Below are 24027 nucleotides of genomic sequence, written 5' to 3'. Positions count from 1 at the left end.
CTCTGAGGTGGGGGGCTCGTTGCGGCAAAACGTCTTCTCGGGGACCCGAACGAACCTCAAGAACGCCGTAGCCCGAGAAGGCGACCCGCCTGGGACGACAGCGATGTCGTCCACGTCGCGGCCTATTGTGCACACAGGTCCGCACCCGAATTCGACCGCCCCCGGACGTGGGAATCGCCACACTTCTTTATTGCCCCCGGGGGTTTACATGAGGTATCAAACTCCGATTTACTCCTCCCCCTGCGCGCGCTATCGCTGTGTGATCTCGCCGGGCCTCTGCCCGGCCGCCCGCCAATCTCGAGGACTCCCCCATGCCCGTTGCCACCCGTGCACCGATCGACAACTCCGGCCGCCTGCAGTTCGCCGACGACCTCTTCGCCCGCCGCCATCGCGGTCTCGGAAGTCCGATCGCCAACCAGTGGATCTGGCGGCTCAACAGTCCCTACGACGCCGACCGGCTGCGCTACATCGCCGCCGGCCTGGCCGAGGGCGGGCTGTCGCGGAAGCTGCACCGGGCGAAGTTCCCCGGCGCCCGCGACCTGTGGACCAACGCCGACCGCGAGCCGTCGCTCGAGCTCTATGAGGAGATCCTCCCGGTCGCCCAGATCACCGACTGGCTCCAGGAGCGTCACAGCGACCACCTCGACCCGCACGAGGGCCTGACCTACCGGCTCACCGCGATCAACCTCGACGACGGCACCTCGGTGGTCTCGATGCTGCTCGCCCACGCGGTCGGCGACGGCGGCTCCGTCCTCGACGCCGTCTCCCGGGCCTCCCGCGGCGAGCCGCTGCGGCTGCCGCCGGCGCCCGCCAAGGGCTGGGACCGCCTCCGTGCCGAGGCCGCCGACAGTCGCGCGCAGTGGCGCGCCGTCCGCGACTGGTCCAAGGCCCGTCGGCAGGCGAAGAAGGACGGCACCGCGGCCCTGGCCACCAAGGCGCCCCGCGTCTATCCGGAGGCCACCCCGAACCCGACGCCCGAGGCCTGGCGGATGCCGCGGATGATCACGGAGTTCGACACCGAGACGATGACGAAGATCGCCGCCGAGCACGGCGGCTCGACCAACGCCTGGTTCATCAACGTCGTCGCCGACCTGCTCGTCCGCATCGACCACGTGCCGGTCGACCGGGGCGACGTTCCGGTCTCGCTGCCGATGAGCGACTTCCAGCCCGGGGACGTACGTTCCAACTCGACGCGCGTGGCCATGGTCGAGGTGCCCCGTGACGTGCTCGACAAGCGCGATCTCGCCGAGATCAAGAAGCTCTCCAAGGCGGCCTACATCCGTCTCGGCCAGGCCGGCCCGGGGCTGGTCCCGGTGCCGCTGGCGATGATGCAGATGCTGCCCGACGCCGTGCTCGACAAGCTCCCGCAGCCGCCGGCCGCGGCGTGCATGGCCTCCAACCTGCCCCAGCTCCCCGACGACTACCGCTACGCCATGGGTGAGGACGTACGTCTCGTGGCCGGCCTCGCCGGCTACCAGAACGCGACCGCCCAGGACGCCTATGACGTCGGCGGTGGGATCATCTCCTGGCTGATCCAGTCGGGGCCGCGTACGACGCTCAACCTGGTCGCCGCCGAGCCCGACCGCGTGCCCGACCTGGATTTCCTGAAGAGACTGGTCGTCGAGGAGCTCGGCTCGTGGGGTCTGACCGTCGAGGTGTGGTGACGTGCCCCAGCCCGAGATGCTGTCATCGCTGCCGCCCGCGAGCCTCGGCGCCCGCCCGGCACCGTTCGCTCCCGAGCGCACCAACCGGCTGACGTACGACGACGAGGTCTTCCTCCGCTCGGCGACCGTGATCGGCGTCCCGGTCGTGGCCCAGACCGCCTGGCGGTTCCCCACCGAGATCCCGATCGAGGCGGTCCAGGACCTGGTCGACGAGCTGGCCGAGGGCCCGCTCAACCGCCTCGTCGTACGGCCCAAGGTCATCGGCGCGCGCTCCCGCTGGGTGCCGGCGACGACCGCCGAGCCGGTCCACCTGCACCCCGACCGGATCAAGCCCGACCAGGTGGTGGCCTGGCTCGACAGCACCGCTGACGAGGTGCCGTTCGAACCGGTGAAGGGCCCGCTGTGGGCGTTCTTCATGGCCCACACCACTGACGGCGGCACGGTCGTGGCCTACAACGCCTCCCACATCGTCTGCGACGGCGGGATGAAGCTCGGCGCCGTGATCGCGGCCGTACGCCGCCAGCGCCTGCCGCGGCTCCCCGCCGCCGAGGCGGAGCCCGAGGTCACCCGCAGGGACGACCGGCGCGACGCACGCACGATGGCACGCGCCGCCGTTCGCGGCCTCCGGGAAGCCCGGAGGGCCGGGAAGCTCCCCGTGCTGGAGGCCCAGTCCTCCGAGAAGCGGCCGGTGCCGGACCCGCAGCCCGACGACGACGTCGTCCACGAGGTCGCCAACGCCACTGCCGACTGCCCCGTCGCGGGCTGGAACGCGGCCGCGGAGCAGGCCGGTGGCACCGCCAACGCGCTGCAGGTCGCGATCTCGGTCGAGGTGCTCCTCGAGGCCGGGATCGTACGCCCCGGCGAGCCGGTCAAGATGTCGCTGCCCGTCTCGCTGCGCGGCGAGGGCGACCTGCGCTCCAACGCCACCTCAGGTGTCTCGATCGCGGTCGAGACCGAGCTGCGCGACGGCGTCGGCCGGGTCACCGACCTGGCCCACATCCGGGAGCGGTCGAAGCGGGAGTTCTCCGCGCTCTTCAAGGGCACCCGCCCCGACCCGATCGCCCACATCGCGCCGCTGGCGCAGATGATCCCGGACCGCCTCGCGAAGCCGCTGCTCAAGAACGTCGTCACGCCGCTCGGTCTGGCCTCCAACCTGGGCCGGCCCGACCCCGACTTCGTGGCGCCGTTCGGGGTGCCCGCCGACTCGATCGTCTTCCGTGCCCTGGCGCTCGGCGCGACCCGCGGCGAGCTGCGCCGGATGCGCGGCGGGGTGACGTCGTGGTGGTGCGAGGTCGGTGATACCTGCAGCTTCGGCATCCGCGCGCTCGACCCCGACGCGGTCCCCGACTCCGAGCGGCTGAAGGAGATCGTGACCACCGTCTACGGACGCTGGGGCCTGGTGCCGACCTTCTGGTGATCCAGCGCGGCCTGGTGAGAGGATGCGGTCATGACGATCGACGTACTCGGTGAGCCCTACACCGTGGAGACCATCGACCTCGCGGACGACTTCGAGGGCACGGTTGTGGCCACGCTGGTCAAGCGGCCCGCGGACGGCGACGCCAAGGGCGCCGTCCTCTACGTGCACGGCTTCTCCGACTACTTCTTCCAGAAGGAGTACGCCGAGTGGTGGACCGCCCGCGGCTACGACTTCTACGGCCTGGACCTGCGCAAGTACGGTCGCTCGCTGCGGGAGCACCAGTCGGGGACGTACGTCGGTGACCTGGCCGAGTACTTCGACGAGATCGACGCCGCCTGGGAGCGGATCACCGAGCGCGACGGCCACTCGCACATCATGCTCAGCGCCCACTCCACCGGCGGGCTCACGGTCTCGCTGTGGGCCGACGACCGCCAGCCCGACGCGCTGGCCGGGATGGTCCTGAACTCGCCGTGGCTCGACCTGCAGGGCTCGTTCCTGCTGCGCTCGGTCGCCAGCCCGGTGGTGCGCCGGGTCGGCCACCGAGCCCCGATGCGCGAGCTCGGCCGCGACGTCAGCGGCTTCTACACCATGTCGCTCCACGTCGAGCACGACGGCGAGTGGGAGTTCGACCTCGGCCTCAAGCCGGTCGGCTCCTACCCGATCCGGCTCGGCTGGCTCAAGGCGATCCGTGACGGCCACGCCCGGCTCCACCGCGGTCTGGACGTGAAGGCTCCGGTGCTGGTGCTCTCCTCCGACCGCTCCAGCAAGCCGAAGGCGATGGGCGAGCTCGTCCACTCCACCGACATCGTCCTCGACGTGCGCCAGATCCGCCGCTGGTCGACCGCCATCGGCACCCACGTCACCTACATCGCGGTCCCCGGGGCGAAGCACGACGTGATCCTGTCGCGCCCCGAGGTCCGCAAGCAGGCCTACACCGAGATTGAGCGGTGGCTAGCGGCGTACGGCGTCTGAGCCGGTTGAGCCGGTTGGGTCGGTTGAGTCGAGGGTCGTCTTCGGGCCCTTGAACCACCTGCGCGCGGAGAGCCGCCACCACAGCGCGAGGAGGACCAGCGAACCGACGGTGAGGATGGGCGCGTAGTTGACCGACGCCCAGGAGAAGTCGTCGCTGGTGATCCAGCCGGAGGGCACGAACGGCAGGACGAAGTAGACCGAGATGACCGCGATCTCGGCGACGGCGACCAGGTTGAGCCACTTGTAGTGCTTGCCGAGGGTCCACTGCCCGGTCTCGAAGGAGTCGCCGGCCCGCCAGCGCAGGAAGATCGGGATGGCGAAGGCGAGGTAGAGGCCGATCACCGCGACCGAGGTGATCGCGTAGAAGGCCAGCGGGATGCCGCCGACGCCCCACAGCGCGGGCAGCGTGATGGCCGCGCCGACGACCGCGACCAGGAGCACCGCGTTGACCGGGACCTTCCGGGTCGGGCTGACCTTCGCCCACAGCGACGAGCCGGGCACCGCCCCGTCGCGGGCGAAGGCGTACGTCATCCGGGAGGCGCTGGTGAGACAGGCCGTGGCGCAGAAGAGCTGCCCGGCGGTGGAGATCAGCAGCACCACGAAGTGCCACGAGTCGGGTAGCGCCTGACCGAAGATCACGTCGACCGCGCCGCCGCCCGCGCTCACGCCCTCGGGGTCCTGGACCGCGAAGAGGAAGGCCAGGAGCAAGACGTACCCGCCGACCGCTGAGTAGAAGATCGAGCGCCAGATGCCCTTCGCGGCACCGTCGGCCGCGCCCTGGGTCTCCTCGGAGAGGTGGGCGGAGGCGTCGAACCCGGTGATCGTGTACTGCGTCAGCAGGAACCCGAGCGGGAGCACCAGGAACCAGTACTTCGCGTCGGCATAGCCGGAGTTGTTGATCCGCTCGGTGAAGACATAGCTGATGCTCTGGTGGTCGTCCGGGACGATGACCAGCACCAGGACCACGATCGCGGCGCCGGCGACGTGCCACCACACCGAGATGTTGTTGATGACGGCCAGCAGGTGGCTGGAGTAGATGTTGGCGAGGCCGGCCAGCACCAGGATGGCCAGGAAGATCAGGTAGACACGGCCCAGGGAGTAGCCCTCGGCCCAGCTCTCGCTGAGCGTCGAGAGGGTGAGGTCGAGGAAGGTGGCGGCCCCGTAGGCGACGCTCGCGGTCACCGCGAGCAGACCGATCAGGTTGAGCCACCCGGTGAAGAAGCCCGCCGCCGGGCCGCCGAGCTTGGCCGCCCACCAATAGATGCCGCCCGAGGTCGGGTACGCCGAGACCAGCTCGGACATGGTGAACCCGATGATCAGGATGAGGCCAGCGATGATCGGCCAGCCCCACGAGATGGCCACCGGGCCGCCGTTGTTCCAGGCCTGGCCGAACGTGGTGAAGCACCCGGCCAGGATCGAGATGATCGAGAACGAGATGGCGAAGTTCGAGAACCCCGACCAGGTGCGGGAGAGCTCCTGCTTGTAGCCGAGACGGGCGAGATGTGCTTCGTCGTCGAGCTGGGTCGGCGCGACGGTTTCAGGTGCCTCGGACATGGCACGCCTCCGGATTCCGTGGGGGTGGATGTGCCTGAGGCTAGAAACGGTCCGTGGCGGTCGTGGTCGCGCCAGGTAACCGCGCTGTGAAAGATCCGTCCTTGAGCGCCACCCCGGTCGCGCCGAGCGCCCGGGCCCCGGAGACCAGGCTCGCGATGGTGCGCGCCGCGGTCGCATGGTCCAGGCCGTGGGGTGGACGGATGTTGGAGACGCAGTTGCGGGCCGAGTCGAGGATGCCCGGCCGGGGGTCCCAGGTGAGGTAGGCGCCGAGCGAGTCGCTGGAGGACAGCCCCGGCCGCTCCCCGATCAGCACCAGGACCAGCCGCGCGCCCAGCGCTCGGCCGATGTGGTCGCCCAGCGCCACCCGGGCCTGGGTCGCGACCACCGGCGCGGCGAGGGTCGTGGCGCTGTCGAGGAGCGGGACAAGGTGCTTCAGGAGCGGCACCGCGTGCTTCGTCACCGCCTCGGCGGAGAGGCCGTCGGCGACGACGACCGCGATCTCGGCCCCACCCGGTCCGAGCTCCAGGTCGGTTCCCGGCACCCGGCCGAGGTCCGGCCGGGTCAGGTAGGTGGCCCGGTCCGGTGCCGCGGAGGCGACCACCGTCGGCGTACCCAGTCCCAGGGCGTCGAGCGCCTCGACCAGCGCCTCGACGTCGAGCGGGAGATGGACCGCGTCGCGAGCCGCGGCATGGGCGGCGCCGAAGGAGAGGACCTCGGCGGTCGGGACCGAGTTGCCGGCCCGGCCGAGGCCGATCCGCGCGGGCGTGGCCCTGCGCAACGGCTCCCAGAACTCGCTCATCGGGCCAGCTCCTTCAGCACCGTGGCGGCCGGGTCGATGTCGCGTACGGAACCGTCCGGGTCGAGCAGGCCGGCCGAGGCCAGCCACTCCTCGAGCTCCGGCGCGGGGCGTTTCCCGAGGACCTGGCGGGCGTAGAGGGCGTCGTGGAAGGAGGTCGACTGGTAGCCGAGCATGACGTCGTCGGCGCCCGGGACAGCCATGACGTACGTGCATCCGGCGACGCCGAGCAGGGTGAGCAGGTTGTCCATGTCGTCGGAGTCGGCCTCGGCATGGTTGGTGTAGCAGACGTCGACGCCCATCGGTACGCCCAGCACCTTGCCGCAGAAGTGGTCCTCGAGCCCAGCGCGGATGATCTGCTTGCCGTCGTAGAGGTACTCGGGGCCGATGAAGCCGACCACCGTGTTGACCAGGAACGGCTTGAACGCCCGCCCCACCCCGTACGCCCTGGCCTCCAGGGTCTGCTGGTCGACCGGTCTGCCGCCGCTGCCGAGATGGGCACCGGTGGAGAGTGCCGAGCCCTGGCCGGTCTCGAAGTACATCACCTCGTCCCCCACGGTGCCGCGTGCCAGCGACCGGGCCGCCTCGTCGGCCTCCGCCAGCATCGCCAGGGTCACCCCGAAGCCCTCGTTGGCACCCTGGGTGCCGCCGATCGACTGGAACGGCAGGTCGACCGGCAGCCCCGCCTCGATCAGGTCGATCGTGGTGGTGACGTGGGTCAGGACGCAGCTCTGCGTCGGGATCTCGTAGCGGAGGCGTACGTCGTCGACGAGCCGAAGCAGGTCCGCGACCGTACGCGGGTTGTCGGAGGCCGGGTTGATGCCGATCAGCGCGTCCCCGGACCCCAGGAGCAGGCCGTCCAGGATCGAGGCCGCGATGGCACTCGGGTCGTCGGCGGGGTGGTTGGGCTGCAGCCGGGTCGCCAGCCGTCCCCGCAGGCCCATCGTCGTACGGAAGCCGGTCACCACCTCGGTCGCCGCCGCCACCGCGATCAGGTCCTGGTTGCGCATGATCTTGGAGACCGCCGCGACCATCTCGGGGGTCAGGCCCGGCGCGACGGCGGTCAGCGCGGAGGTGTCCCGCCGCGCGGCGGCGTCGAGCAGCCACTCCCGAAGAGCCCCCACGGTCAAGCCGCTGACCTGCGCGAACGCGTCCTTGTCGTGGGTCTCCAGGATCAGCCGGGTGACGTCGTCGGACTCGGCCGGCACCACCTGCTCCTCGAGGAAGGTGGTCAGCGGAAGGTCGGCGAGCACCATCCGCGCCGCGAACCGCTCGGTGTCGGACCGTGCGGCGCATCCGGCCAGGACGTCGCCGGAGCGCAGCGGCGTCGCCCGCGCCAGCACCTCCACCAGACCGTCGAACTCGAAGCCGTGCCCGTGGAGACTCTGCCGGTAGCGCATGAGGTCAACGGTAGAGCCGCAATATTTCCACGGTGTGAGGCTCAGGCACGAGTGCAGCAGGGCGGACCACAGGTCCCGAACGACACGCGAACCAGAGGGACACAGTCGATCCAGAAGTCGATTTCAATCGATGGCCGCGCCACCCCGGTGAACAGAAGGCAAAGACAGTGCGCGTTAGGGTGCTGTGGTCCCGAACCCAACCGGAAGGACAACAGTGTGACTTCTGAGAAGAAGACAGACAGTCCGAAAAATTCCGACCATCACAACCCATCTGGCCTCATCAAGTCCCCGACCGGAGAAGTCGTCCCCCACCCCGCGCTGGACCTGCCGATCTCGAGCGAACAGGACCAACGCAAGGGCATCGACTGGGTGGTCTTCGGCGTCGCGGCGGCCATCGCCATCGCGTTCATGGCCTGGGGCTTCATCAACACCGACGGTATGAGCAAGGTAGCCGGCGACGCCCTCGCCTGGGTGCTGGACAAGGCCGGCTGGTTCTTCGTCCTGACCGCCAGCGGCTTCGTCATCTACATCATCTGGCTCGCCGTCAGCAAGTACGGCAACATCCCCTTGGGCCGTGACGACGAGAAGCCGGAGTTCAAGACGGCTTCCTGGGTCGCGATGATGTTCAGCGCCGGTATGGGCATCGGTCTGATGTTCTACGGCGTCAGCGAACCGATCTCGCACTTCGTCACCCCGCCGCCGGGCACCGGCGAGGCGGGCAACCCCGAAGCCATCCAGCACGCGATGGCGACCACGATGTTCCACTGGACGCTGCACCCGTGGGCGATCTACGCGGTCGTGGGTCTGGCGATCGGCTACGGCGCCTACCGCAAGGGCCGCGTCAGCCTGATCTCCTCGGCCTTCACGCCGCTGCTCGGCAAGAAGACCGTCGAGGGTCCGGCAGGCAAGGCGATCGACATCTTCGCGATCTTCGCGACGCTGTTCGGCTCGGCCACCTCGCTCGGCACGGGCGCGATCCAGATCGAGAGTGGCCTGCAGATCGTGGCCGTGCTCGGCGAGGTCGGCAACAACGTCCTCATCGGGATCATCGCGATCCTGACCGTCTGCTTCGTGATCTCCGCGGTCTCGGGTGTGGCCAAGGGCATCCAGTGGCTCTCCAACATCAACATGGTGCTGGCCCTGCTCCTGGCGCTGTTCCTCTTCGTGGTCGGCCCGACGGTCTTCATCCTCGACCTGATCCCGACCTCGCTCGGCACCTACATCGGCGATCTCGCCCAGATGTCGGCCCGCACCGGTGTCGGCGGCGAGGAGACCTCCGCGTGGCTCGGTTCCTGGACCGTCTTCTACTGGGCCTGGTGGATCTCCTGGACGCCGTTCGTCGGCATGTTCATCGCGCGGATCTCGCGTGGGCGCACCATCCGGCAGTTCGTCGCCGGCGTGCTCCTCGTCCCGAGCGCCGTCAGCGTGATCTGGTTCTGCATCATGGGCGGCACCGCCATCGACCTGCAGCGCGACGGCACCGTCGACATCGCCGGTCTCGGCGGGGTCGAGTCGCAGCTGTTCACCACGCTCGACCAGTTCCCGCTGGCCACCGTGATGAGCATCCTGGTCATGGTTCTGGTGGCGATCTTCTTCGTCTCCGGAGCCGACGCGGCCTCGATCGTGATGGGCACGCTCTCCGAGCGTGGCTCCGAGGAGCCGAGCCGGCCGACGGTGGTCTTCTGGGGTGTCGCGACCGGTGTCGTGGCCATCCTGGGCCTGATCGCCGGTGGTGCCGATGCGCTCTCAGGTTTGCAGACGATCACGATCGTGGCAGCACTGCCGTTCGCGGTGATCATGGTCGGGCTGGCGGTCTCGCTGCAGCGAGACCTGGCCCATGACCCGCTGATCGTGCGTGGTCAGTACGCCGCGGAGGCGGTCGAGCAGGCCGTCATCACCGGCGTCACCGAGCACGGTGACGACTTCGCGCTCGCGGTCGTCGAGGACGACCACAGCAACGGCGCCGAGTCGCCCTCGGCCGAGGGCACCGTCACCGCGCTGCCTGCCGACAAGGTCTGATCCTCGAGGTCTGATTCTGATGGCGGGTCCTCCGGGACCCGCCATCAGTCGTCTCTCAGCGGAGTCCCGGCGTACGTCTCCAGGGTGACGAACTTCTCGACCGGCTGCCGCCGCAGCCTGGTGAGCTGCTTGACCGGCTTGCCCAGCGGGACGACCGCGGCGACGGCGTACCCCTCAGGGGCGCCGAGCAGCTCGAGCACCGCCGGCTCCTCGGCGACCACCATCGTGGTGATCACCCCGCCGAAGCCCTCGTTGCGCGCGGCGAGGAGGGTGTTCCACACCAGCGGATAGACCGAGGCGCCGGAGACGACACCCACCCGGTCCAGCTCGGAGTCGAGGGAGGCGACCGCGCCGAGGTCGACGAGGAAGACGAGCACCACCGGAGCCGTACGCAGTGGCTCGGTCATCGCATGCGGGACCCGGGTCGCGGCGATCTGCTCGTCGGTCACCGCCGTCGGGCGCACCGTGTTCCACGGCATCTCCCCCGCCTTCTGCTGCGCCATGTACCTGCGGGCGCCCGTCGCGGTCAGCTCGACCAGACGCTCGCGGGTCTCCTGGCTGCGTACGACCACGACGTGGCCGCCCTGCCGGTTGCCGCCGGAGGGGGCGAACCGGGCGTTGTCGAGGATCCTGGCGAGGACCTCGTCGGGCAGCGGGTCGTCGGTGAAGTCGCGTACGGCATGGGTGGTCCGCATCGCCTCGTAGAGCTCCATGGCTCCATCCCAGCAGACTCAGCCCAGCAAGAAGGCGACCAGTGCGGTGATGCCGACCACGACGATCACACCGCGGAGCACGTTGGGCGGCAGCCGGCGGCCGATCCTGGCACCCAGGAGACCACCGATCGTCGCGCCGACGGCGATCAGGACCGCGATCGCCCAGTCGACGTCGGCCACGAGGGCGAAGATGAGCCCGGAGATGCCGTTGGTGATGGCGACCAGCACGTTCTTGAGCCCGTTGAGGCGCTGCAGCGACTCGGCGACCCCGATGCCGATGATCGCGATCATCAGCACGCCCTGAGCGGCACCGAAGTAGCCGCCGTAGACGCCGAGCATCGCGACCGCCGGCCAGACCCACCAGCGCTCGCTGCCGTCATCGGGAAGGTCGCCGTGGCGTCTGGCGACCCACCGGGAGATGCGCGGGCCGGTGATCACCAGCACCACACCGAGCCCGATCAGCACGGGGACGATCGCCTCGAACGCACCCGGCGGCAGCACCAGCAGCAGGATCCCGCCGACGGCGCCGCCGATGAGTGCCGCGGCCCCCAGCCGCAGGATCCGGCCGCGCTGCCCGGCGAGCTCGCGACGGTAGCCCCAGGCACCGGCCAGGGAGCCCGGCACCAGGCCGATCGTGTTGGACACGTTGGCGACGACCGGAGGTACGCCGAAGGCCAGCAGCGTCGGGAACGTGATCAGCGTCCCGGAGCCGACGGCCGCATTGATGGTGCCCGCCCCCACCCCGGCGAGCAGGATGAGGGCGGACTGAAGTGGATCCACTTAGACGGTCGGCTCTGCGGGAGGCTGCGGAGCCTGCGGCCGGTTGGGCGCCTCCGCCTGCTTGGCCTCGGCGAGCGCCTCCTGGACGGCGGCCGCCGCGGCGGACTGCTCGAGGTCGAGCTTCGGCTCGGCCGAGCCCATGTCGACGCGCTTGACGGGGCCCTCGACCTCGTCCGGGATTCCCTTGAGGCTGTTCATCGTCGAGCCGAGGCCTTCGAGCGCTGCGCCGATCTCGCTCGGGATGATCCACACCTTGTTGGCGTCGCCCTCGGCGATCTTCGGCATCATCTGGAGGTACTGGTAGGCCAGCAGCGACTGGTCGGGGCGGCCGTCGTGGATCGCCTGGAAGACGGTCTGGATGGCCTGGCCCTCACCCTGGGCGCGCAGGATCGCGGCCTCACGGTCGGCCTGCGCCGCGAGGATCTGCGACTCGCGCTGACCCTCGGCGTTGAGGATGGCGGACTGCTTGTTTCCCTCTGCCGAGAGGATCGCGGACTGGCGCTGACCCTCGGCGGTGAGGATCGCGGCGCGCTTGTCGCGGTCGGCGCGCATCTGCTTCTCCATCGCGTCCTTGATGGACATGGGCGGGTCGATCGACTTGATCTCGACGCGCTTGACCTTGATGCCCCAGCGGCCGGTGGCCTCGTCCAGGACGATGGAGAGACCGGAGTTGATCTGCTCGCGGCTGGTCAGCGTCTCCTCCAGGGTCATGCCACCGACGATGTTGCGCAGGGTGGTCATGGTGAGCTGCTCGACGGCCTGGATGTAGTTGGCGATCTCGTACGTCGCCGCCACCGGGTCGTTGACCTGGAAGTAGATGACCGTGTCGATCGAGACGGTCAGGTTGTCCTCCGTGATCACCGGCTGCGGTGCGAAGGCGACGACCTGCTCACGCATGTCGATCATGTAGCGCACCTTGTCGACGAACGGGATCACCGCGTTCAGGCCGGGGTCACGCTTCGACTGGAACTTGCCGAAGCGCTCCACGATGCCGACCCGCGCCTGCGGGATGATCTTGATCGTCTTGGCCAGCGTGGTGATCACCAGCACCGCCAAGATGACCAGAAGGGCCAGGATGATGCCACCCATTGCCAATCAGTCCTTGTCTATTCGTGTTGCGTCAGGTTGCCCGGAAACTACGGAGTCCCGAGCTCCGGAAGAGGATGGACGTACGCCGTCGCTCCTCTGATCTCGAGCACCTCGACCGGCGTGCCGGCCGCGATCACGAGCGTCTCGTCATAGGGCTGAGCGGTCCAGAGCTCGCCCTCGAGCTTGAGCTGCCCCGGCTTGTGGGCACTGATCTCGACCGGCGAGATGGCCTGGACCCCGATCAGCTTCTGCGCACCGATCTGGATCTCCGGGCCGTTGTGGAGCCGCCTGGCCAACCCCGGGCGTACGACCGCGAGCATGGAGACCGAGACCACCAGCGCGACGATCGACTGGATCACGAAGCTGTCGGTGAACGCGCCGGTCAACGCGCCCGCGAAGGCGCCGGTGGCGAGCATCAGCATGATCAGGTCGAGGCTGAAGAGCTCTCCGACGACGAGCAGCGCTCCGAGTGCCGTCCAGATCGCCCAGTCCCAGTCCTGCCAGTCCATGAGCGTCACCCTATCCAGACGGGCCACGCGTTGTGGGGACGTTCGGGTACCGACTTCTTAACGTTCGGCCTACCGGGTGTGGCGGGCGCGACGCTTCGCCCAGAAACGGCCATCGCTCGCCTCGAGCTCGAGCGGCATACCGAAGGTCTTGGAGAGATTGGCCGAGGTCAGCGTGTCCTCGATGAGCCCCTGGGCGGTGATCCGGCCGGAGCGCATCATCAGCACGTGGCTGAAGCCGGGCGGGATCTCCTCGACGTGGTGGGAGACGAGCACGGTGGCCGGGCTGTCAGGGTCGTAGGCGAGCGTCGACAGCGTCGAGACGAGGTCCTCGCGGCCGCCAAGGTCCAGCCCGGCGGCGGGCTCGTCCAGGAGCAGCATCTCCGGGTCCACCATCAGCGCACGGGCCAGCTGTACGCGCTTGCGCTCACCTTCGGACAGGGTGCCGAACTTCCGCTCGCCGAGGTGCTTGATGCCGACCTCGATCAGCAGCGCCTGGGCACGGTCATGGTCGAGGTCGTCGTAGTGCTCGCGCCAGCGTCCGACCACGCCGTAGGAGGCGCTCACCACGACATCGCGCACGAGCTCGTGGCGCGGGATCCGGTCGGCCAGCGCGGCCGAGGTGAGGCCGATGCGCGGGCGCAGCTCGAAGACGTCGATGCGGCCGATCTGCTCGCCGAGGATCTTCACGACACCCGACGTCGGGTGGAGCTGGGCCGCTGCGGCCTGGAGCAGCGTGGTCTTGCCGGCGCCGTTGTGGCCCAGGATCACCCAGCGTTCATCCTCTTCGACCACCCAGCTCACAGAGTCGAGAAGGGCGTTGCCCCCACGGCGTACGGTGACGTCGGTGAACTCCAGCACGGCTGCCATGGCGGCAAATCTATCGGCAGGGGTTGCCCGGCTCGGGGTTAGGGTAGGCGGCTGTGAGTGTCGACGATGCGGAGCTGAATTCAGGGTCGCTGGAGACCACCCCCGAGGCGCTGCGCCTGGCCTGGTGGGTGACGGCGTGGCTGCGCGGTGAGGCAGTCACCGACCTGGTGCTCGATGCGGTGATCGGGCCCGACGCGACCCATACCGTCAGCGGCCTGGCCGCGCTCGGGCTCGGTGGCACCGAGGGGGTCGCGGACACCTTCGTCAGCGGGATGGGGCGGCTGCGTACGGAGGGCGCGACCTGTGTCGGGGTCGCTTTCCCCGCCGAGGGCGACCCGGTCGGGCTGGGCGGACCCCGGGCCTTCAACACGGCCGCGATGGAGGCCGGCGAGGCGGTGGTGAGCGACGCCGGGATCGGGCTCGTGCCGGTCCGGGTCGGCGCGGTCGTCGAGTGGCAGGCGTACCCGGCCCAGCGGCGTCAGCTCCCCGACGTCGGCGAGGCCGACCGGGCCCTCCGGCTCGCGCTGACCGAGTCGGCGACGGCGCTCGCCGAGCTCGACGTCGCGCGGTGGCGGCCCGAGGTCGCCGACCGGCTGATGAACCTCCGCCACCGGCCTTCGCTGGCCGGGGCTCCCGGGGTGCCGCCGCGGTGCGTGGAGCTCGCCGCCCGGGGCGTACAGGCCCGGGAGATCGTCGCGGTGGCACTCGAGGACGAGGGCGGCGCCGTGTCCGCCTCGGAGATGCTGCGGCGGCGGGAGGCCCTGGTCGGCCTCGACCGCGCCGCGCGGAGGGCGCTCACCGCGGCCGGATCGCCCGAGGTGTGGCCGCCGAACTGAGACGCGGCCGCCGGCTCCACTATCGTTTGCAGAGATGACCGAGGAATTCGACGCGCTCGAGCGCCGTCCCGACACCCTGCTGATCACCCTCGCCGGAAACGACCGTCCCGGGCTGACCTCGGCCACCCTGGCGACGCTCGCGTTGGCTGGGGTCGACGTGGTCGACCTGGAGCAGATCGTGCTGCGGGCGCGGCTCGTGCTCGGGCTCCTGGTGACCGCCCCGGCTGACGCGGCGAGCACCGACGCGCTCAAGCACGCGATCGAGGAGACCGCCCACGCTCTCGACATGACCGTCGAGATCGAGGAGGGCGTCGGCGACACCCCGCGGGAGCCTGCCGACCGCGCCCGGGTGACGGTGCTGGGTCTTCCGCTGAAGGCGGCCGCACTCGCATCGGTGACGCGGACGATCGCCTCCGCCGGCGGCAACATCGACCGGATCATCCGGCTGGCCCGCTACCCGGTCACCGCGTTCGACCTGCACGTCTCCGGCGCCTCTCCCGACGAGCTGCGGGTCACGCTGGCGGCCGAGGCCGCCGCCCAGGGCGTCGACATCGCCGTACAGCCCGCCAACCTCGTCCGCCGCGGCATGCGCCTGATCGTCATGGACGTCGACTCGACGCTGATCGACGGCGAGGTGATCGAGATGATCGCCGCCCATGCGGGCTACGAGAAGGAGGTCGCCTCGGTCACCGAGGCGGCCATGCGCGGCGAGCTCGACTTCGAGGAGTCGCTCCGTGGCCGGGTGAAGTACCTCAAGGGCGTCCCCGCGACCGCGTTGGACGAGGTGTACGCCGGGCTGCAGCTCAACCCGGGAGCGCGGACGATGGTCCGCACCCTGCGCCGCCTCGGCTACCGCTTCGCCATCGTCTCGGGCGGGTTCTCGCAGATCACCGACCGGTTGGCGGCCGACCTCGGCATCCACTACGCCCGCGCCAACGAGCTCGAGATCGTCGACGGCGTACTCACCGGAGAGGTGGTCGGCGAGGTCGTCGACCGGGCCGGCAAGGCTCGCGCGCTCCGCGAGTTCGCCGCCGAGATCGGCATCCCCGAGGCCGCCACCGTCGCCATCGGCGACGGCGCCAACGACCTCGACATGCTCGCCGCCGCCGGCCTCGGCATCGCCTACAACGCCAAGCCGGCCGTACGTTCGGCCGCCGGGACCGCGATCAACGTCCCCTACCTCGACACGATCATGTATCTCCTCGGCATCTCCCGCGAGGAGATCGAGGCCGCCGACGCCGAAGCCGGCATCGTCACCCCCGCCCCGCCGCTCATCTGACCCGCCCCCGCGGAGGCGTCAGGTACGTCGGCCGAGGCGTCAGCTACGTCGGGCGAGGCGTCAGCTACGTCGGGCGAGGCGTCAGGTACGTCGGGCGAGTTGGCAGCCGTGTGACGCCTCGGCCGACGCCGCTGACGCCTCGACCGACCTGCCTGACGCCTCGCCCGACGCGAGTGACCTCTCGCCAATGCCCAGTCTCGAGGTCGGTCTCAGTATCCGCCCATCCGATCTGCCGAGACGTCACCCGCGTCAGCCGAGTTGGCAGCGGTGTGACATCTCGAGCGACGTACGTGACGCCTCGGCCGACGCCGCTGACGTCTCGGCGGTCAGGCGCGAGCGACGTGGAAGGCGGTGACGGAGGCTTCGGCCTCGTCGAGCTCGGACCAGTCGCCGTCGTAGGTGAGCACGGCGACGGCGGATGTCGGGAAGCCGAGGGCGAGCTCGTTGCCGGCCTCGTCGTCGCCCTCGCCGTCATCGAGGAGCTGCACGAGCGAGAACACGGTCGGGTTGTGACCGATCACCACGACCGTCGAGATGCCGTCATCGACGCCGCGGACGAGGTCGAGGGCGGTGGAGGTCCCGGCGGCGTACAGACCTTGGTCGTACTCCGCCAGAGTCAGGTCCCACGACGCCCCGAGCGCGACGTCCTCCCAGGTCTGGGTGGCGCGGTCGGCCGCCGAGACCAGCACGTAGTCGGGGACCACGCCCTGCTCGGCCAACCACTGCCCCGCTGCGACCGCGTCGGCATGGCCGCGCTCGGTCAGCTGACGCTCGTAGTCGGTGGGTGCCGACGACTCCGCCTTGGCGTGCCGCATGATGACAAGGGTCCGCATGCGGCAACCCTATGACCTCACGCACCCAGCGAGTGATAGCCCCCGTCGACATGGATGATCTCGCCGGTGGTCGCCGGGAAGAAGTCCGAGATCAGCGCGCAGACGGCCTTCGCGGTCGGGCCCTGGTCGGTGTTGTCCCAACCCAGCGGCGCCCGGGTGCCCCAGCCCTCGTCGAGCTCCTCGAAGCCGGGGATCGCCTTGGCGGCGAGGGTCTTGAGCGGCCCCGCGGAGACGAGGTTGCAGCGGATCCCGTCAGGACCGAGATCGCGGGCGAGGTAGCGCGAGGTCGACTCGAGCGCGGCCTTGGCGACACCCATCCAGTCGTACGCCGGCCAGGCGATCGTCGCGTCGAAGGTCAGCCCCACGATCGACGAGCCCTCGGCCAGGAGGGGGCGAGTCGCCATCGCGAGCGACTTCAGCGAGTAGGCGCTGACCTGGACCGCCTGGGAGACGTCGTCCCAGGGGCCGTCGAGGAACTTGCCGCCCAGGAGCGTCTCGGGGTTGCCGTACGCGATCGAGTGCACGACTCCGTCGAGCCGCTCGACGCCCTCGGCGCGGAGCGCGTCGGCGAGGCCGTCGAGGTGCTCCTGGTTGGTCACGTCGAGGTCGAGGACCGGCGGCTCCTCGGGGAGCCGCTTCGCGATCCGCTTGGTGATCGACAGCGCGCGGCCGAAGTTGGAGATCAGGACGCGGGCGCCCTGCTCCTGGGCCACCTTGGCGACCGCGAAGCCGATCGAGGAGTCCATCGTGACCCCCGCGACGAGAACAGTCTTGCCGTCCAACAAACCCATGATCAGTGCCCCATTCCAAGTCCGCCGTCGACCGGGATCACGGCCCCGGTCACATAACCCGCATCAGCCAACCACGTCACGGCCGAGGCCACCTCGTCCGGTGACGCATAGCGCCCCAACGGGACCCGGTCCGTGATCGCCTTCTGCTGCTCATCGGTGAGGACCGCGGTCATCTCGGTCTCCACGAACCCCGGCGCGACCACGTTGGCGGTGATGCCCCGCGAGCCGAGCTCGCGTGCGAGCGAGCGGGCCATGCCGACCAGCCCGGCCTTGGAGGCCGCGTAGTTGACCTGGCCGGGGTTGCCCAGCAGCCCGACGACCGAGGAGATGAAGATGATCCGCCCGCGGCGCAGCCGCAGCATGCCCTTCGAGGCACGCTTGGCGAGCCGGAAGGACGCGGTCAGGTTGGTGTCGATCACGGAGGTGAAGTCTTCCTCCGACATCCGGAGCACGAGGGTGTCCTTCGTGATCCCGGCATTGGCGACGAGGACCTCGACGGGTCCGTGGGCGGCCTCGGCCGCGGCGTACGCCTCCTCGACGGCGGCCGGGTCGGTGATGTCACACACCAGGTCCAGAGCCCCTTCGGGGGCCCCGCCCTTGCGGGAGGTCACGGCGACGTGGTCACCGTTGGCGAGGAACGCCTCGGCGATCGCCCGGCCGATGCCACGGCTGCCGCCGGTGACGAGCACCGAGCGGGGTGGCCTTGTGGGGTTTTCACTGTCAGTCACAGGCGCGACGGTAGCGATTACTTCGGCGTACGACCAATGCCTTGGATTTGCTTGTGAGAACCCTCCAAGGTCTTTCGGAGCGCCCCTGTTGGGACCACACCATTGACCGGGTGCCATCGGCCACGACCTAGACTGGCGGTATGTCCAAGGCGCAACCGATCAGGATCACCACCGCCGGGCGTAGCCGCGCCGAGGACATCGCGATGCGCCAGAAGCGCTACGCCATCTCGATGTCGATCCGTTCGCTGTGCTTCATCGGTGCCGTGATCGCCGGTCTCGCCGGTATCGGCTGGTTGTGGCCGATCCTGATCGCGGGGGCGCTGATCCTGCCCTACGTCGCGGTCGTCATGGCCAACGCGACCAACACCAAGAGCGACGAGATGAACCTGATGGACTCGCCCTACGGGCCGCGCCAGCTCAACAGCGGGCGCGAGCAGCAGCTCCGGGAGAAGGGCGAGCTCTGATGGGCGCGCTCGACTCCGACCTGTGCTCGGCCAAGGGTTGCCAGGACCCCGGCTCGTGGGAGCTGCAGTGGAACAATCCCAAGATCCACACGGCCGATCGGCGTAAGATCTGGCTCGCGTGCGAGACGCACAAGGAGTCGCTCAGCGACTTCCTGGGAGCGCGCGGATTCCTCAAGGACGTCGTCCCTCACTAGCCGTTCCCCCGGAGAGGTCGTGCGATGAACCCGATCCCTGTGCTCCTCGACTGCGACCCCGGCCACGACGACGCCATCGCGATCCTGCTGGCTCTCGGCAGCCCGCACATCGACCTGCTCGGCATCACCACCACGTTCGGCAACTGCCGGGTGGAGAAGGCGACCTACAACGCCCAGCGGATCCTGGCGCTGGCGCACCGGCCCGATGTCCCGGTCGCCACCGGTGCCGCCGGGCCGCTGGCCGGCGAGATCCACATCGGCGACTTCATCCACGGCGCGACCGGGATCGACGGACCCGACCTCCCCGAACCGCTCGCTGCGCCGGTCGCACTGGGCGCGGTCGAGTTCCTGCGTACGTCCCTCCTGGCCGCGCCGGAGCCCGTCACCGTGGTCGCGACCGGGCCGATCACCAACGTCGCGGTGCTGCTGCGCGACCATCCCGAGGTCGGTCCTCACATCGCGGAGATTGTGTTCATGGGCGGCTCGGCCGAGCGCGGCAACACCACGCCGGCCGCCGAGTTCAACGCCTACGCCGACCCCGAGGCGCTCGACCTCGTCCTCACCAGCGGCCTGCCGATCCGGATGGTCGGGCTCAACCTGTCCCACCAGGCGCTGGCCACTGCCGAGGTAGTCGCGCGGATGCGGGCCATGGACCATCCGGTGGGCCGGGCGTGCGCCGACCTGATGGGCTTCTTCGGCGGCACCTACTCCGACATCTTCGACTTCACCGCTCCCCCGGTCCACGACCCCTGCACCATCGCGGCCCTCATCGACCCCGGCCTGATCACCTGGCACAAGTCGTTCGTGGCGGCCGAGACCGCGGGCCGCTGGACCCGCGGCGCCACCGTCGTCGACCTGCACGGCCGCCTCGACGAGCCGCCCAACGCCCAGGTCGCGATCACCCTCGACGTCGACGGCTACTGGGACCTCGTCCTGGACGCCCTCGAACGCGTCGGCTCCTGACCCGCCGAGGCGTCACTCCCGCCGGCCGAGGCGTCACCCGGATGCCAACTCGGCCGGCGCGGGTGACGCCTCGGCTGGTGGTCAGCCGCCGATGGCGGACATGGGGCGGTCGGGCTGGAGGAAGCCGAGGTCGTCGATGCCGTGGCCGGCGCGCTTGCCGGCCATGGCGGTGACCCACCGGGCAGCGAGATCGTCGTCGGAGGCGCCGGCACGAAGCGGCGTACGCAGGTCCGACTCGGAACGCGCGAACAGGCAGTCGCGCGCCTGCCCGTCGGCGGTGAGGCGCACCCGGTCGCAGTCGCCGCAGAAGGGGCGGGTGACGGAGGCGATGATGCCGACCTTGGCCGGGCCGCCGTCGACGTAGAAGAGCTCGGCGGGCGCGCTGCCTCGGGGTTCCTCCGCGGGCGTCAGGTCGAAGGCCGCAGACAGCGCCGCCAGAGTCTCGTCGGCGGTCACCATCTTGTCGCGCGACCACCCGTGCTGCGCGTCAAGAGGCATCTGCTCGATGAACCGCAGCTCGTAGCCACGCTCGACCGACCAGCCGAGCAGCTCGGCAGCCTGGTCGTCGTTGACTCCCCGCAGCAGAACCGCGTTGATCTTGATCGGTCCCAGGCCGGCGTCGGCCGCGGCCTCCAGCCCGGCGACCACGTCGGCCAGCCGGTCGCGACGGGTGATCTCAGCGAAGATCTCCGGCCGGATCGAGTCCAGCGACACGTTGACCCGGTCGAGCCCGGCCTCGGCGAGGGACCCGGCCATCTTGGCCAGCCCCAGCGCGTTCGTGGTGATGGAGAGCTCCGCCTCGGGGGCGACCTCGCGGGTGCGCGCGACGATCGAGACCAGCCCGCGCCGCACCAGCGGCTCCCCGCCGGTGAACCGCACCTCGCGTACGCCGAGCTGCCCCGTGGCGACGCCGATCAGCCGCACCACCTCGTCGTCGGTGAGCACCTCGTCGCCTGGCAGCCAGTCGAGCCCTTCCGCCGGCATGCAGTAGGTGCACCGCAGATTGCAGCGGTCGGTCAGAGAGACCCGCAGATCCGTCGCGACCCGGCCGAACCGGTCGACGAGCCTCTGCTGGGTCTGATCTGTCGGGGAGGTCGTCATCACACCAGTCTAGGCAGGCTCGACCCGGATCGTGAGTGAGGACCGCATGCCAGTTAGTCTCGTGGGGTGAGTTCGTTCCGTTTCCTGCTCAGCCGACGCTGGGCCGGTTTCACGGTGTTCGTGCTGATCCTGGCCTACGGGACCTGGTGGTTGGGCCAGTGGCAGTTCGACCGTCTCGAGGACCGCAAGGCCAGCAACCAGATCGTCCGCGTCAACGAGCACGCCGAGCCCGCGCCCGTCTCCGACGTACTGGCCCCGGGCCAGAAGGTCGCCGAGAAGGACGAATGGCGGCGGGTGACCGCGACCGGGACGTACGCGGTCGACGACACGATCATCTGGCGCTACCGCACCCCCGACGACGCGAAGGGCGTCGACATCGTCGTCCCGCTGGTGCTCGCCGACGGCAGCGCGGTGCTCGTCGACCGCGGCTGGCTGCAGACCGAGTCCCAGGACGAGTTCGAGGACCTCCCGGCGCCGCCGTCGGGTGAGGTCACGATCACCGGTTGGGTACGCGCCGACGGCACCGGCGACTCGACCGACGTCGCCCAGGTCGACGGCTACCACGCCACCCGCGCACTCTCCTCGACCCAGGTCGCGAAGGTGGTCGACGAGCCGCTCCTGACGGGCTGGCTCCACCTCGACAGCGAGTCCCCCGAGCCCGCCACCCAGCTGCGCCAGGCCGACCTGCCCGAGCTCGACAACGGCCCCCACTTCTTCTACGGACTGCAGTGGTGGTTCTTCGGCGTCCTCGCCATCGCCGGCTTCTTCTACCTGATGTACGACGAGCGGCGCACCCAGCGCCAGGACGCCCCTGCACAAGACGATGACACCGCCGACAGCGACGAGCCGGCCGATGAGCGCAGCCGCAAGAAGGCCGCCAAGCTTGCCCAGAAGCAGGCCGTGAAGGCCGCCTACCAGGCGGCGTACGAGAAGGAACGCAGCGGGAAGAGCTGACCGCCTACCGGCGGAACTGCGTCTCGTAGAGCTCCGCGTAGAGCCCGCCCGCGGCGAGCAGAGACTCGTGGGTGCCGGACTCCACGACCCGTCCGTCCTCGACGACCAGGATGCGGTCGGCGGCGCGGATGGTGGAGAGCCGGTGGGCGATGACGATGGACGTACGTCCCTCCAGCGCGGCGTCCAGAGCGGTCTGGACCGCGGCCTCGGACTCGGAGTCGAGGTGGGCGGTGGCCTCGTCGAGCACGACGATGTGGGGCGCCTTCAGCAGCAGCCGGGCAATCGCGAGCCGCTGGCGCTCGCCGCCGGAGAGGCGGTAGCCGCGGTCACCGACGACGGTGTCGAGGCCGTCCGGGAGGCCCTTGATGACGTTGGCGACCTGGGCAGCCTCCAGGGCTGCCCAGACGTCGCCGTCGGAGGCGCCGGGGCGGGCGTAGAGCAGGTTGCCGCGCACCGAGTCGTGGAACATGTGGGCGTCCTGGGTCACGTAGCCGACCGCGGCCTCGAGCGACTCCAGGGTCACGTCGCGCACGTCGAGGCCGCCGACCTCGACCGCCCCGGAGCGTACGTCGTAGAGCCGCGCGATCAGGTGGGTGATCGTCGACTTCCCGGCGCCGGAGGGTCCGACCAGGGCGACCATCTCCCCCGGTTCGGCCACGAAGTCGATGTCGGTCAGCACCTCGCGCACCTCCCGGCTCTCCGGGCGCGCGATCGTCTCGAGGGAGGCGAGCGAGACCTCGTCGGCGCCCGGGTAGGTGAAGGCGACATGGCGGAACCGCACCGACGCGGCGTCCGCCGGCACCTCGACCGCGTCCGGCTTCTCCTTGATCAGAGAGGGCAGGTCGAGGACCTCGAAGACGCGGTCGAAGCTGACCAGCGCGGTCATCACGTCGATGCGTACGTTGGAGAGCGCCTGCAGCGGCCCCAGCAGCCTCACCAGCAGCAGACCGAGTGCGGTCAGGGTGCCGAGCGTGACGTCGCCCTGGATCACCATCCAGCCGCCGACGCCGTAGACCAGCGCGGTCGCCAGCGCCGGGACCACCTGCATGGTCGCCCCGAACAGGCGGGTCAGCAGCGCGATCCGGATGCCCAGACGGCGTACGACATCGGCTCGCTGCGCGAACGCGGCGTCCTCCTCCTCACGGCGGCCGAAGAGCTTGAGCAGGAGCGCCCCACCGACGTTGAACCGCTCGGTCATCGTCGTCGCCAGCGCCGCGTTGCCGTCCATCTGCTCGCGGGTCAGGCCGGCCAGCCGGCGGCCGACCCAGCGCGAGGTCAGGAACAGGATCGGGAAGAGCGCGACGCACATCAGCGTCACCTGCCATGACAGCACCAGCATCGCCGCGCCGACCACGACCAGCGAGATCAGGTTGGAGACGCTGTTGGACAGGGTCGAGGTGAAAGCCCGTTGCGCGCCGAGCACGTCGGTGTTCAGGCGGCTGACCAGCGCGCCGGTCTGCGCCCGGGTGAAGAAGGCCAGCGACTGGCGTTGGACGTGGCCGAAGACCTGGGTGCGCAGGTCGAAGATGAGTCCCTCGCCGATGCGGGTCGAGAGCCAGCCCGAGACGATCCCGAAACACATGTCGATGACGGCCACCAACGCCATCGCCGCGGCCAGCCAGACCACCACGGAGACGTTCTTCTCGAGCACGCCGTCGTCGATGAGGCGCTGGGTGAGCAGCGGGGTCACCACCACGAGCGCGGCGTCGAAGACCGTGAACACCAGGAACGCGCTGATCAGAGCCCGGTGGGGCCCGGCGTAGGAGATGACGCGCTTCAGCGTGCCCTTCGGCAACCCGCGCTGGAGAACCGTCCGGTCGGCGCGCAGGTTGCGCATGATCCCGCCGCCGCCCATCGCCCCGCCGCTCGCACCGAAGCCTGGACCCATTTGTGACACCCCGTCACCCTAGTTCGCCCGGCCAGGTTCGGCCGCCTCGGGATGGTTCGTCGAAATATGGTCAAAATCACCTGAGGTAGGTGACCAAGCGCTCTGTTGGTGGTATGAAGTGGAGCGCGTGTGTGCGCCGGTCTCCGGGGGCTGGATCAGGATTCGTCCAGACTGCCCTGAACCCGCGGGTTCATGCCATGACTGTTCACCCCCACA

At 69.9% G+C, this 24027-nt stretch carries 23 protein-coding genes; 10 read left to right on the top strand and 13 right to left on the bottom strand.

Annotated features, from left to right (window positions below; genetic code table 11):
• Positions 1-311: 311 nt before the first annotated feature.
• From ABT304_RS10020 to ABT304_RS10010, 3 genes are read left to right on the top strand one after another with little or no spacing between them, the layout of a single operon-like run.
• Complete coding sequence (locus ABT304_RS10020; RefSeq protein WP_350714849.1) at positions 312-1664, top strand: hypothetical protein; 1353 nt, start codon at positions 312-314, stop codon at positions 1662-1664.
• Position 1665: 1 nt separating this feature from the next.
• On the top strand, positions 1666-3081 hold the full coding sequence (locus tag ABT304_RS10015; RefSeq protein ID WP_350714847.1) for a hypothetical protein: 1416 nt from the start codon (positions 1666-1668) through the stop codon (positions 3079-3081).
• A gap of 30 nt (positions 3082-3111) precedes the next feature.
• Positions 3112-4053: an alpha/beta hydrolase gene (locus ABT304_RS10010; RefSeq protein WP_350714845.1), complete on the top strand. Its 942-nt coding sequence runs from the start codon at positions 3112-3114 to the stop codon at positions 4051-4053.
• On the opposite strand, the gene ABT304_RS10005 is transcribed toward ABT304_RS10010, so the two are convergent.
• From ABT304_RS10005 to ABT304_RS09995, 3 genes are read right to left on the bottom strand one after another with little or no spacing between them, the layout of a single operon-like run.
• Complete coding sequence (locus ABT304_RS10005; RefSeq protein ID WP_350714844.1) at positions 4033-5607, bottom strand: amino acid permease; 1575 nt, start codon at positions 5605-5607, stop codon at positions 4033-4035. The two genes, ABT304_RS10010 and ABT304_RS10005, sit on opposite strands and share 21 nt — an antisense overlap.
• A gap of 40 nt (positions 5608-5647) precedes the next feature.
• Positions 5648-6406 carry an ethanolamine ammonia-lyase subunit EutC gene (eutC, locus tag ABT304_RS10000; RefSeq protein WP_350714842.1) on the bottom strand — a complete coding sequence of 253 codons (759 nt, stop codon included), beginning with the start codon at positions 6404-6406 and terminating at the stop codon, positions 5648-5650.
• Positions 6403-7803 (bottom strand): ethanolamine ammonia-lyase subunit EutB, encoded by a 1401-nt coding sequence (locus ABT304_RS09995; protein WP_350714841.1) that lies wholly within the window; start codon positions 7801-7803, stop codon positions 6403-6405. Before ABT304_RS09995 ends, eutC begins: the two co-directional genes overlap by 4 nt.
• A gap of 216 nt (positions 7804-8019) precedes the next feature.
• On the opposite strand from ABT304_RS09995, the gene ABT304_RS09990 reads away from it, so the two are divergent.
• Positions 8020-9822, top strand: coding sequence for a BCCT family transporter (locus ABT304_RS09990; protein WP_350714839.1), 1803 nt, complete (start codon positions 8020-8022; stop codon positions 9820-9822).
• A gap of 44 nt (positions 9823-9866) precedes the next feature.
• Here the strand turns inward: ABT304_RS09990 and ABT304_RS09985 are convergent, their stop codons facing one another.
• From ABT304_RS09985 to ABT304_RS09965, 5 genes are all read right to left on the bottom strand, one after another.
• Entirely contained in the window at positions 9867-10535 is a 669-nt protein-coding gene (locus tag ABT304_RS09985) for a nitroreductase family protein (protein WP_350714837.1), read from the bottom strand.
• An 18-nt stretch (positions 10536-10553) separates the two neighbouring features.
• Positions 10554-11315 carry a sulfite exporter TauE/SafE family protein gene (locus ABT304_RS09980; protein WP_350714835.1) on the bottom strand — a complete coding sequence of 254 codons (762 nt, stop codon included), beginning with the start codon at positions 11313-11315 and terminating at the stop codon, positions 10554-10556.
• Entirely contained in the window at positions 11316-12404 is a 1089-nt protein-coding gene (locus ABT304_RS09975; protein ID WP_350714834.1) for an SPFH domain-containing protein, read from the bottom strand.
• 47 nt (positions 12405-12451) lie between these two features.
• A complete protein-coding gene (locus ABT304_RS09970) occupies positions 12452-12913 on the bottom strand; it encodes an NfeD family protein (RefSeq protein ID WP_350714832.1) in 462 nt (153 codons plus the stop codon).
• Positions 12914-12982: 69 nt separating this feature from the next.
• A complete protein-coding gene (locus tag ABT304_RS09965) occupies positions 12983-13780 on the bottom strand; it encodes an ABC transporter ATP-binding protein (RefSeq protein WP_160022687.1) in 798 nt (265 codons plus the stop codon).
• 53 nt (positions 13781-13833) lie between these two features.
• Between ABT304_RS09965 and ABT304_RS09960 the strand changes: the two genes are divergently transcribed.
• Entirely contained in the window at positions 13834-14616 is a 783-nt protein-coding gene (locus ABT304_RS09960) for an Rv1486c family protein (RefSeq protein WP_350714830.1), read from the top strand.
• Between the two features lie 34 nt (positions 14617-14650).
• Complete coding sequence (gene serB / locus ABT304_RS09955; RefSeq protein WP_160022683.1) at positions 14651-15895, top strand: phosphoserine phosphatase SerB; 1245 nt, start codon at positions 14651-14653, stop codon at positions 15893-15895.
• Between the two features lie 326 nt (positions 15896-16221).
• Here serB and ABT304_RS09950 read toward each other — a convergent pair whose 3' ends face one another.
• The 3 genes from ABT304_RS09950 to fabG are packed head-to-tail and all read right to left on the bottom strand — an operon-like array spanning position 16222 to position 18247.
• Positions 16222-16728: a SixA phosphatase family protein gene (locus tag ABT304_RS09950; RefSeq protein ID WP_350714828.1), complete on the bottom strand. Its 507-nt coding sequence runs from the start codon at positions 16726-16728 to the stop codon at positions 16222-16224.
• 17 nt (positions 16729-16745) lie between these two features.
• Entirely contained in the window at positions 16746-17519 is a 774-nt protein-coding gene (fabI, locus tag ABT304_RS09945) for an enoyl-ACP reductase FabI (protein ID WP_350714827.1), read from the bottom strand.
• A gap of 2 nt (positions 17520-17521) precedes the next feature.
• Positions 17522-18247 (bottom strand): 3-oxoacyl-ACP reductase FabG, encoded by a 726-nt coding sequence (gene fabG, locus ABT304_RS09940; protein ID WP_350714825.1) that lies wholly within the window; start codon positions 18245-18247, stop codon positions 17522-17524.
• A gap of 140 nt (positions 18248-18387) precedes the next feature.
• Between fabG and ABT304_RS09935 the strand changes: the two genes are divergently transcribed.
• The 3 genes from ABT304_RS09935 to ABT304_RS09925 are packed head-to-tail and all read left to right on the top strand — an operon-like array spanning position 18388 to position 19868.
• Positions 18388-18711 (top strand): DUF3099 domain-containing protein, encoded by a 324-nt coding sequence (locus tag ABT304_RS09935; RefSeq protein ID WP_160022677.1) that lies wholly within the window; start codon positions 18388-18390, stop codon positions 18709-18711.
• Positions 18711-18905 (top strand): acetone carboxylase, encoded by a 195-nt coding sequence (locus ABT304_RS09930; protein WP_091041080.1) that lies wholly within the window; start codon positions 18711-18713, stop codon positions 18903-18905. Before ABT304_RS09935 ends, ABT304_RS09930 begins: the two co-directional genes overlap by 1 nt.
• A 24-nt stretch (positions 18906-18929) precedes the next feature.
• The gene (locus ABT304_RS09925; RefSeq protein WP_350714823.1) at positions 18930-19868 is read left to right on the top strand and encodes a nucleoside hydrolase; all 939 of its coding nucleotides are present in this window, start codon (positions 18930-18932) and stop codon (positions 19866-19868) included.
• A gap of 81 nt (positions 19869-19949) precedes the next feature.
• Here the strand turns inward: ABT304_RS09925 and moaA are convergent, their stop codons facing one another.
• Positions 19950-20969: a GTP 3',8-cyclase MoaA gene (gene moaA, locus ABT304_RS09920; protein WP_350714822.1), complete on the bottom strand. Its 1020-nt coding sequence runs from the start codon at positions 20967-20969 to the stop codon at positions 19950-19952.
• A gap of 66 nt (positions 20970-21035) precedes the next feature.
• On the opposite strand from moaA, the gene ABT304_RS09915 reads away from it, so the two are divergent.
• Complete coding sequence (locus tag ABT304_RS09915) at positions 21036-21923, top strand: SURF1 family cytochrome oxidase biogenesis protein (protein WP_350714821.1); 888 nt, start codon at positions 21036-21038, stop codon at positions 21921-21923.
• A gap of 4 nt (positions 21924-21927) precedes the next feature.
• Here ABT304_RS09915 and ABT304_RS09910 read toward each other — a convergent pair whose 3' ends face one another.
• On the bottom strand, positions 21928-23811 hold the full coding sequence (locus tag ABT304_RS09910) for an ABC transporter ATP-binding protein (protein WP_350714820.1): 1884 nt from the start codon (positions 23809-23811) through the stop codon (positions 21928-21930).
• Positions 23812-24027: the final 216 nt, after the last annotated feature.

It is taken from the genome of Nocardioides sp. NPDC000445, assembly GCF_040300245.1.
Classification (GTDB): domain Bacteria; phylum Actinomycetota; class Actinomycetes; order Propionibacteriales; family Nocardioidaceae; genus Nocardioides.
The sequence above is the reverse complement of the archived record's forward strand: the minus strand, read 5'-3'. Positions and strand labels throughout refer to the sequence as shown.

Excerpts from the sequence above, each read along its gene's own strand:
- ABT304_RS10020 (WP_350714849.1), top strand. The coding sequence starts at position 312 with ATGCCCGTTGCCACCCGTGCACCGATCGACAACTCCGGCCGCCTGCAG.
- ABT304_RS10010 (WP_350714845.1), top strand. The coding sequence starts at position 3,112 with ATGACGATCGACGTACTCGGTGAGCCCTACACCGTGGAGACCATCGAC.
- ABT304_RS10005 (WP_350714844.1), bottom strand. The coding sequence starts at position 5,607 with ATGTCCGAGGCACCTGAAACCGTCGCGCCGACCCAGCTCGACGACGAA.
- eutC (WP_350714842.1), bottom strand. The coding sequence starts at position 6,406 with ATGAGCGAGTTCTGGGAGCCGTTGCGCAGGGCCACGCCCGCGCGGATC.
- ABT304_RS09995 (WP_350714841.1), bottom strand. The coding sequence starts at position 7,803 with ATGCGCTACCGGCAGAGTCTCCACGGGCACGGCTTCGAGTTCGACGGT.
- ABT304_RS09985 (WP_350714837.1), bottom strand. The coding sequence starts at position 10,535 with ATGGAGCTCTACGAGGCGATGCGGACCACCCATGCCGTACGCGACTTC.
- ABT304_RS09975 (WP_350714834.1), bottom strand. The coding sequence starts at position 12,404 with ATGGGTGGCATCATCCTGGCCCTTCTGGTCATCTTGGCGGTGCTGGTG.
- ABT304_RS09970 (WP_350714832.1), bottom strand. The coding sequence starts at position 12,913 with ATGGACTGGCAGGACTGGGACTGGGCGATCTGGACGGCACTCGGAGCG.
- ABT304_RS09965 (WP_160022687.1), bottom strand. The coding sequence starts at position 13,780 with ATGGCAGCCGTGCTGGAGTTCACCGACGTCACCGTACGCCGTGGGGGC.
- serB (WP_160022683.1), top strand. The coding sequence starts at position 14,651 with ATGACCGAGGAATTCGACGCGCTCGAGCGCCGTCCCGACACCCTGCTG.
- ABT304_RS09950 (WP_350714828.1), bottom strand. The coding sequence starts at position 16,728 with ATGCGGACCCTTGTCATCATGCGGCACGCCAAGGCGGAGTCGTCGGCA.
- fabI (WP_350714827.1), bottom strand. The coding sequence starts at position 17,519 with ATGGGTTTGTTGGACGGCAAGACTGTTCTCGTCGCGGGGGTCACGATG.
- ABT304_RS09935 (WP_160022677.1), top strand. The coding sequence starts at position 18,388 with ATGTCCAAGGCGCAACCGATCAGGATCACCACCGCCGGGCGTAGCCGC.
- ABT304_RS09930 (WP_091041080.1), top strand. The coding sequence starts at position 18,711 with ATGGGCGCGCTCGACTCCGACCTGTGCTCGGCCAAGGGTTGCCAGGAC.
- ABT304_RS09925 (WP_350714823.1), top strand. The coding sequence starts at position 18,930 with ATGAACCCGATCCCTGTGCTCCTCGACTGCGACCCCGGCCACGACGAC.
- moaA (WP_350714822.1), bottom strand. The coding sequence starts at position 20,969 with ATGACGACCTCCCCGACAGATCAGACCCAGCAGAGGCTCGTCGACCGG.
- ABT304_RS09910 (WP_350714820.1), bottom strand. The coding sequence starts at position 23,811 with ATGGGTCCAGGCTTCGGTGCGAGCGGCGGGGCGATGGGCGGCGGCGGG.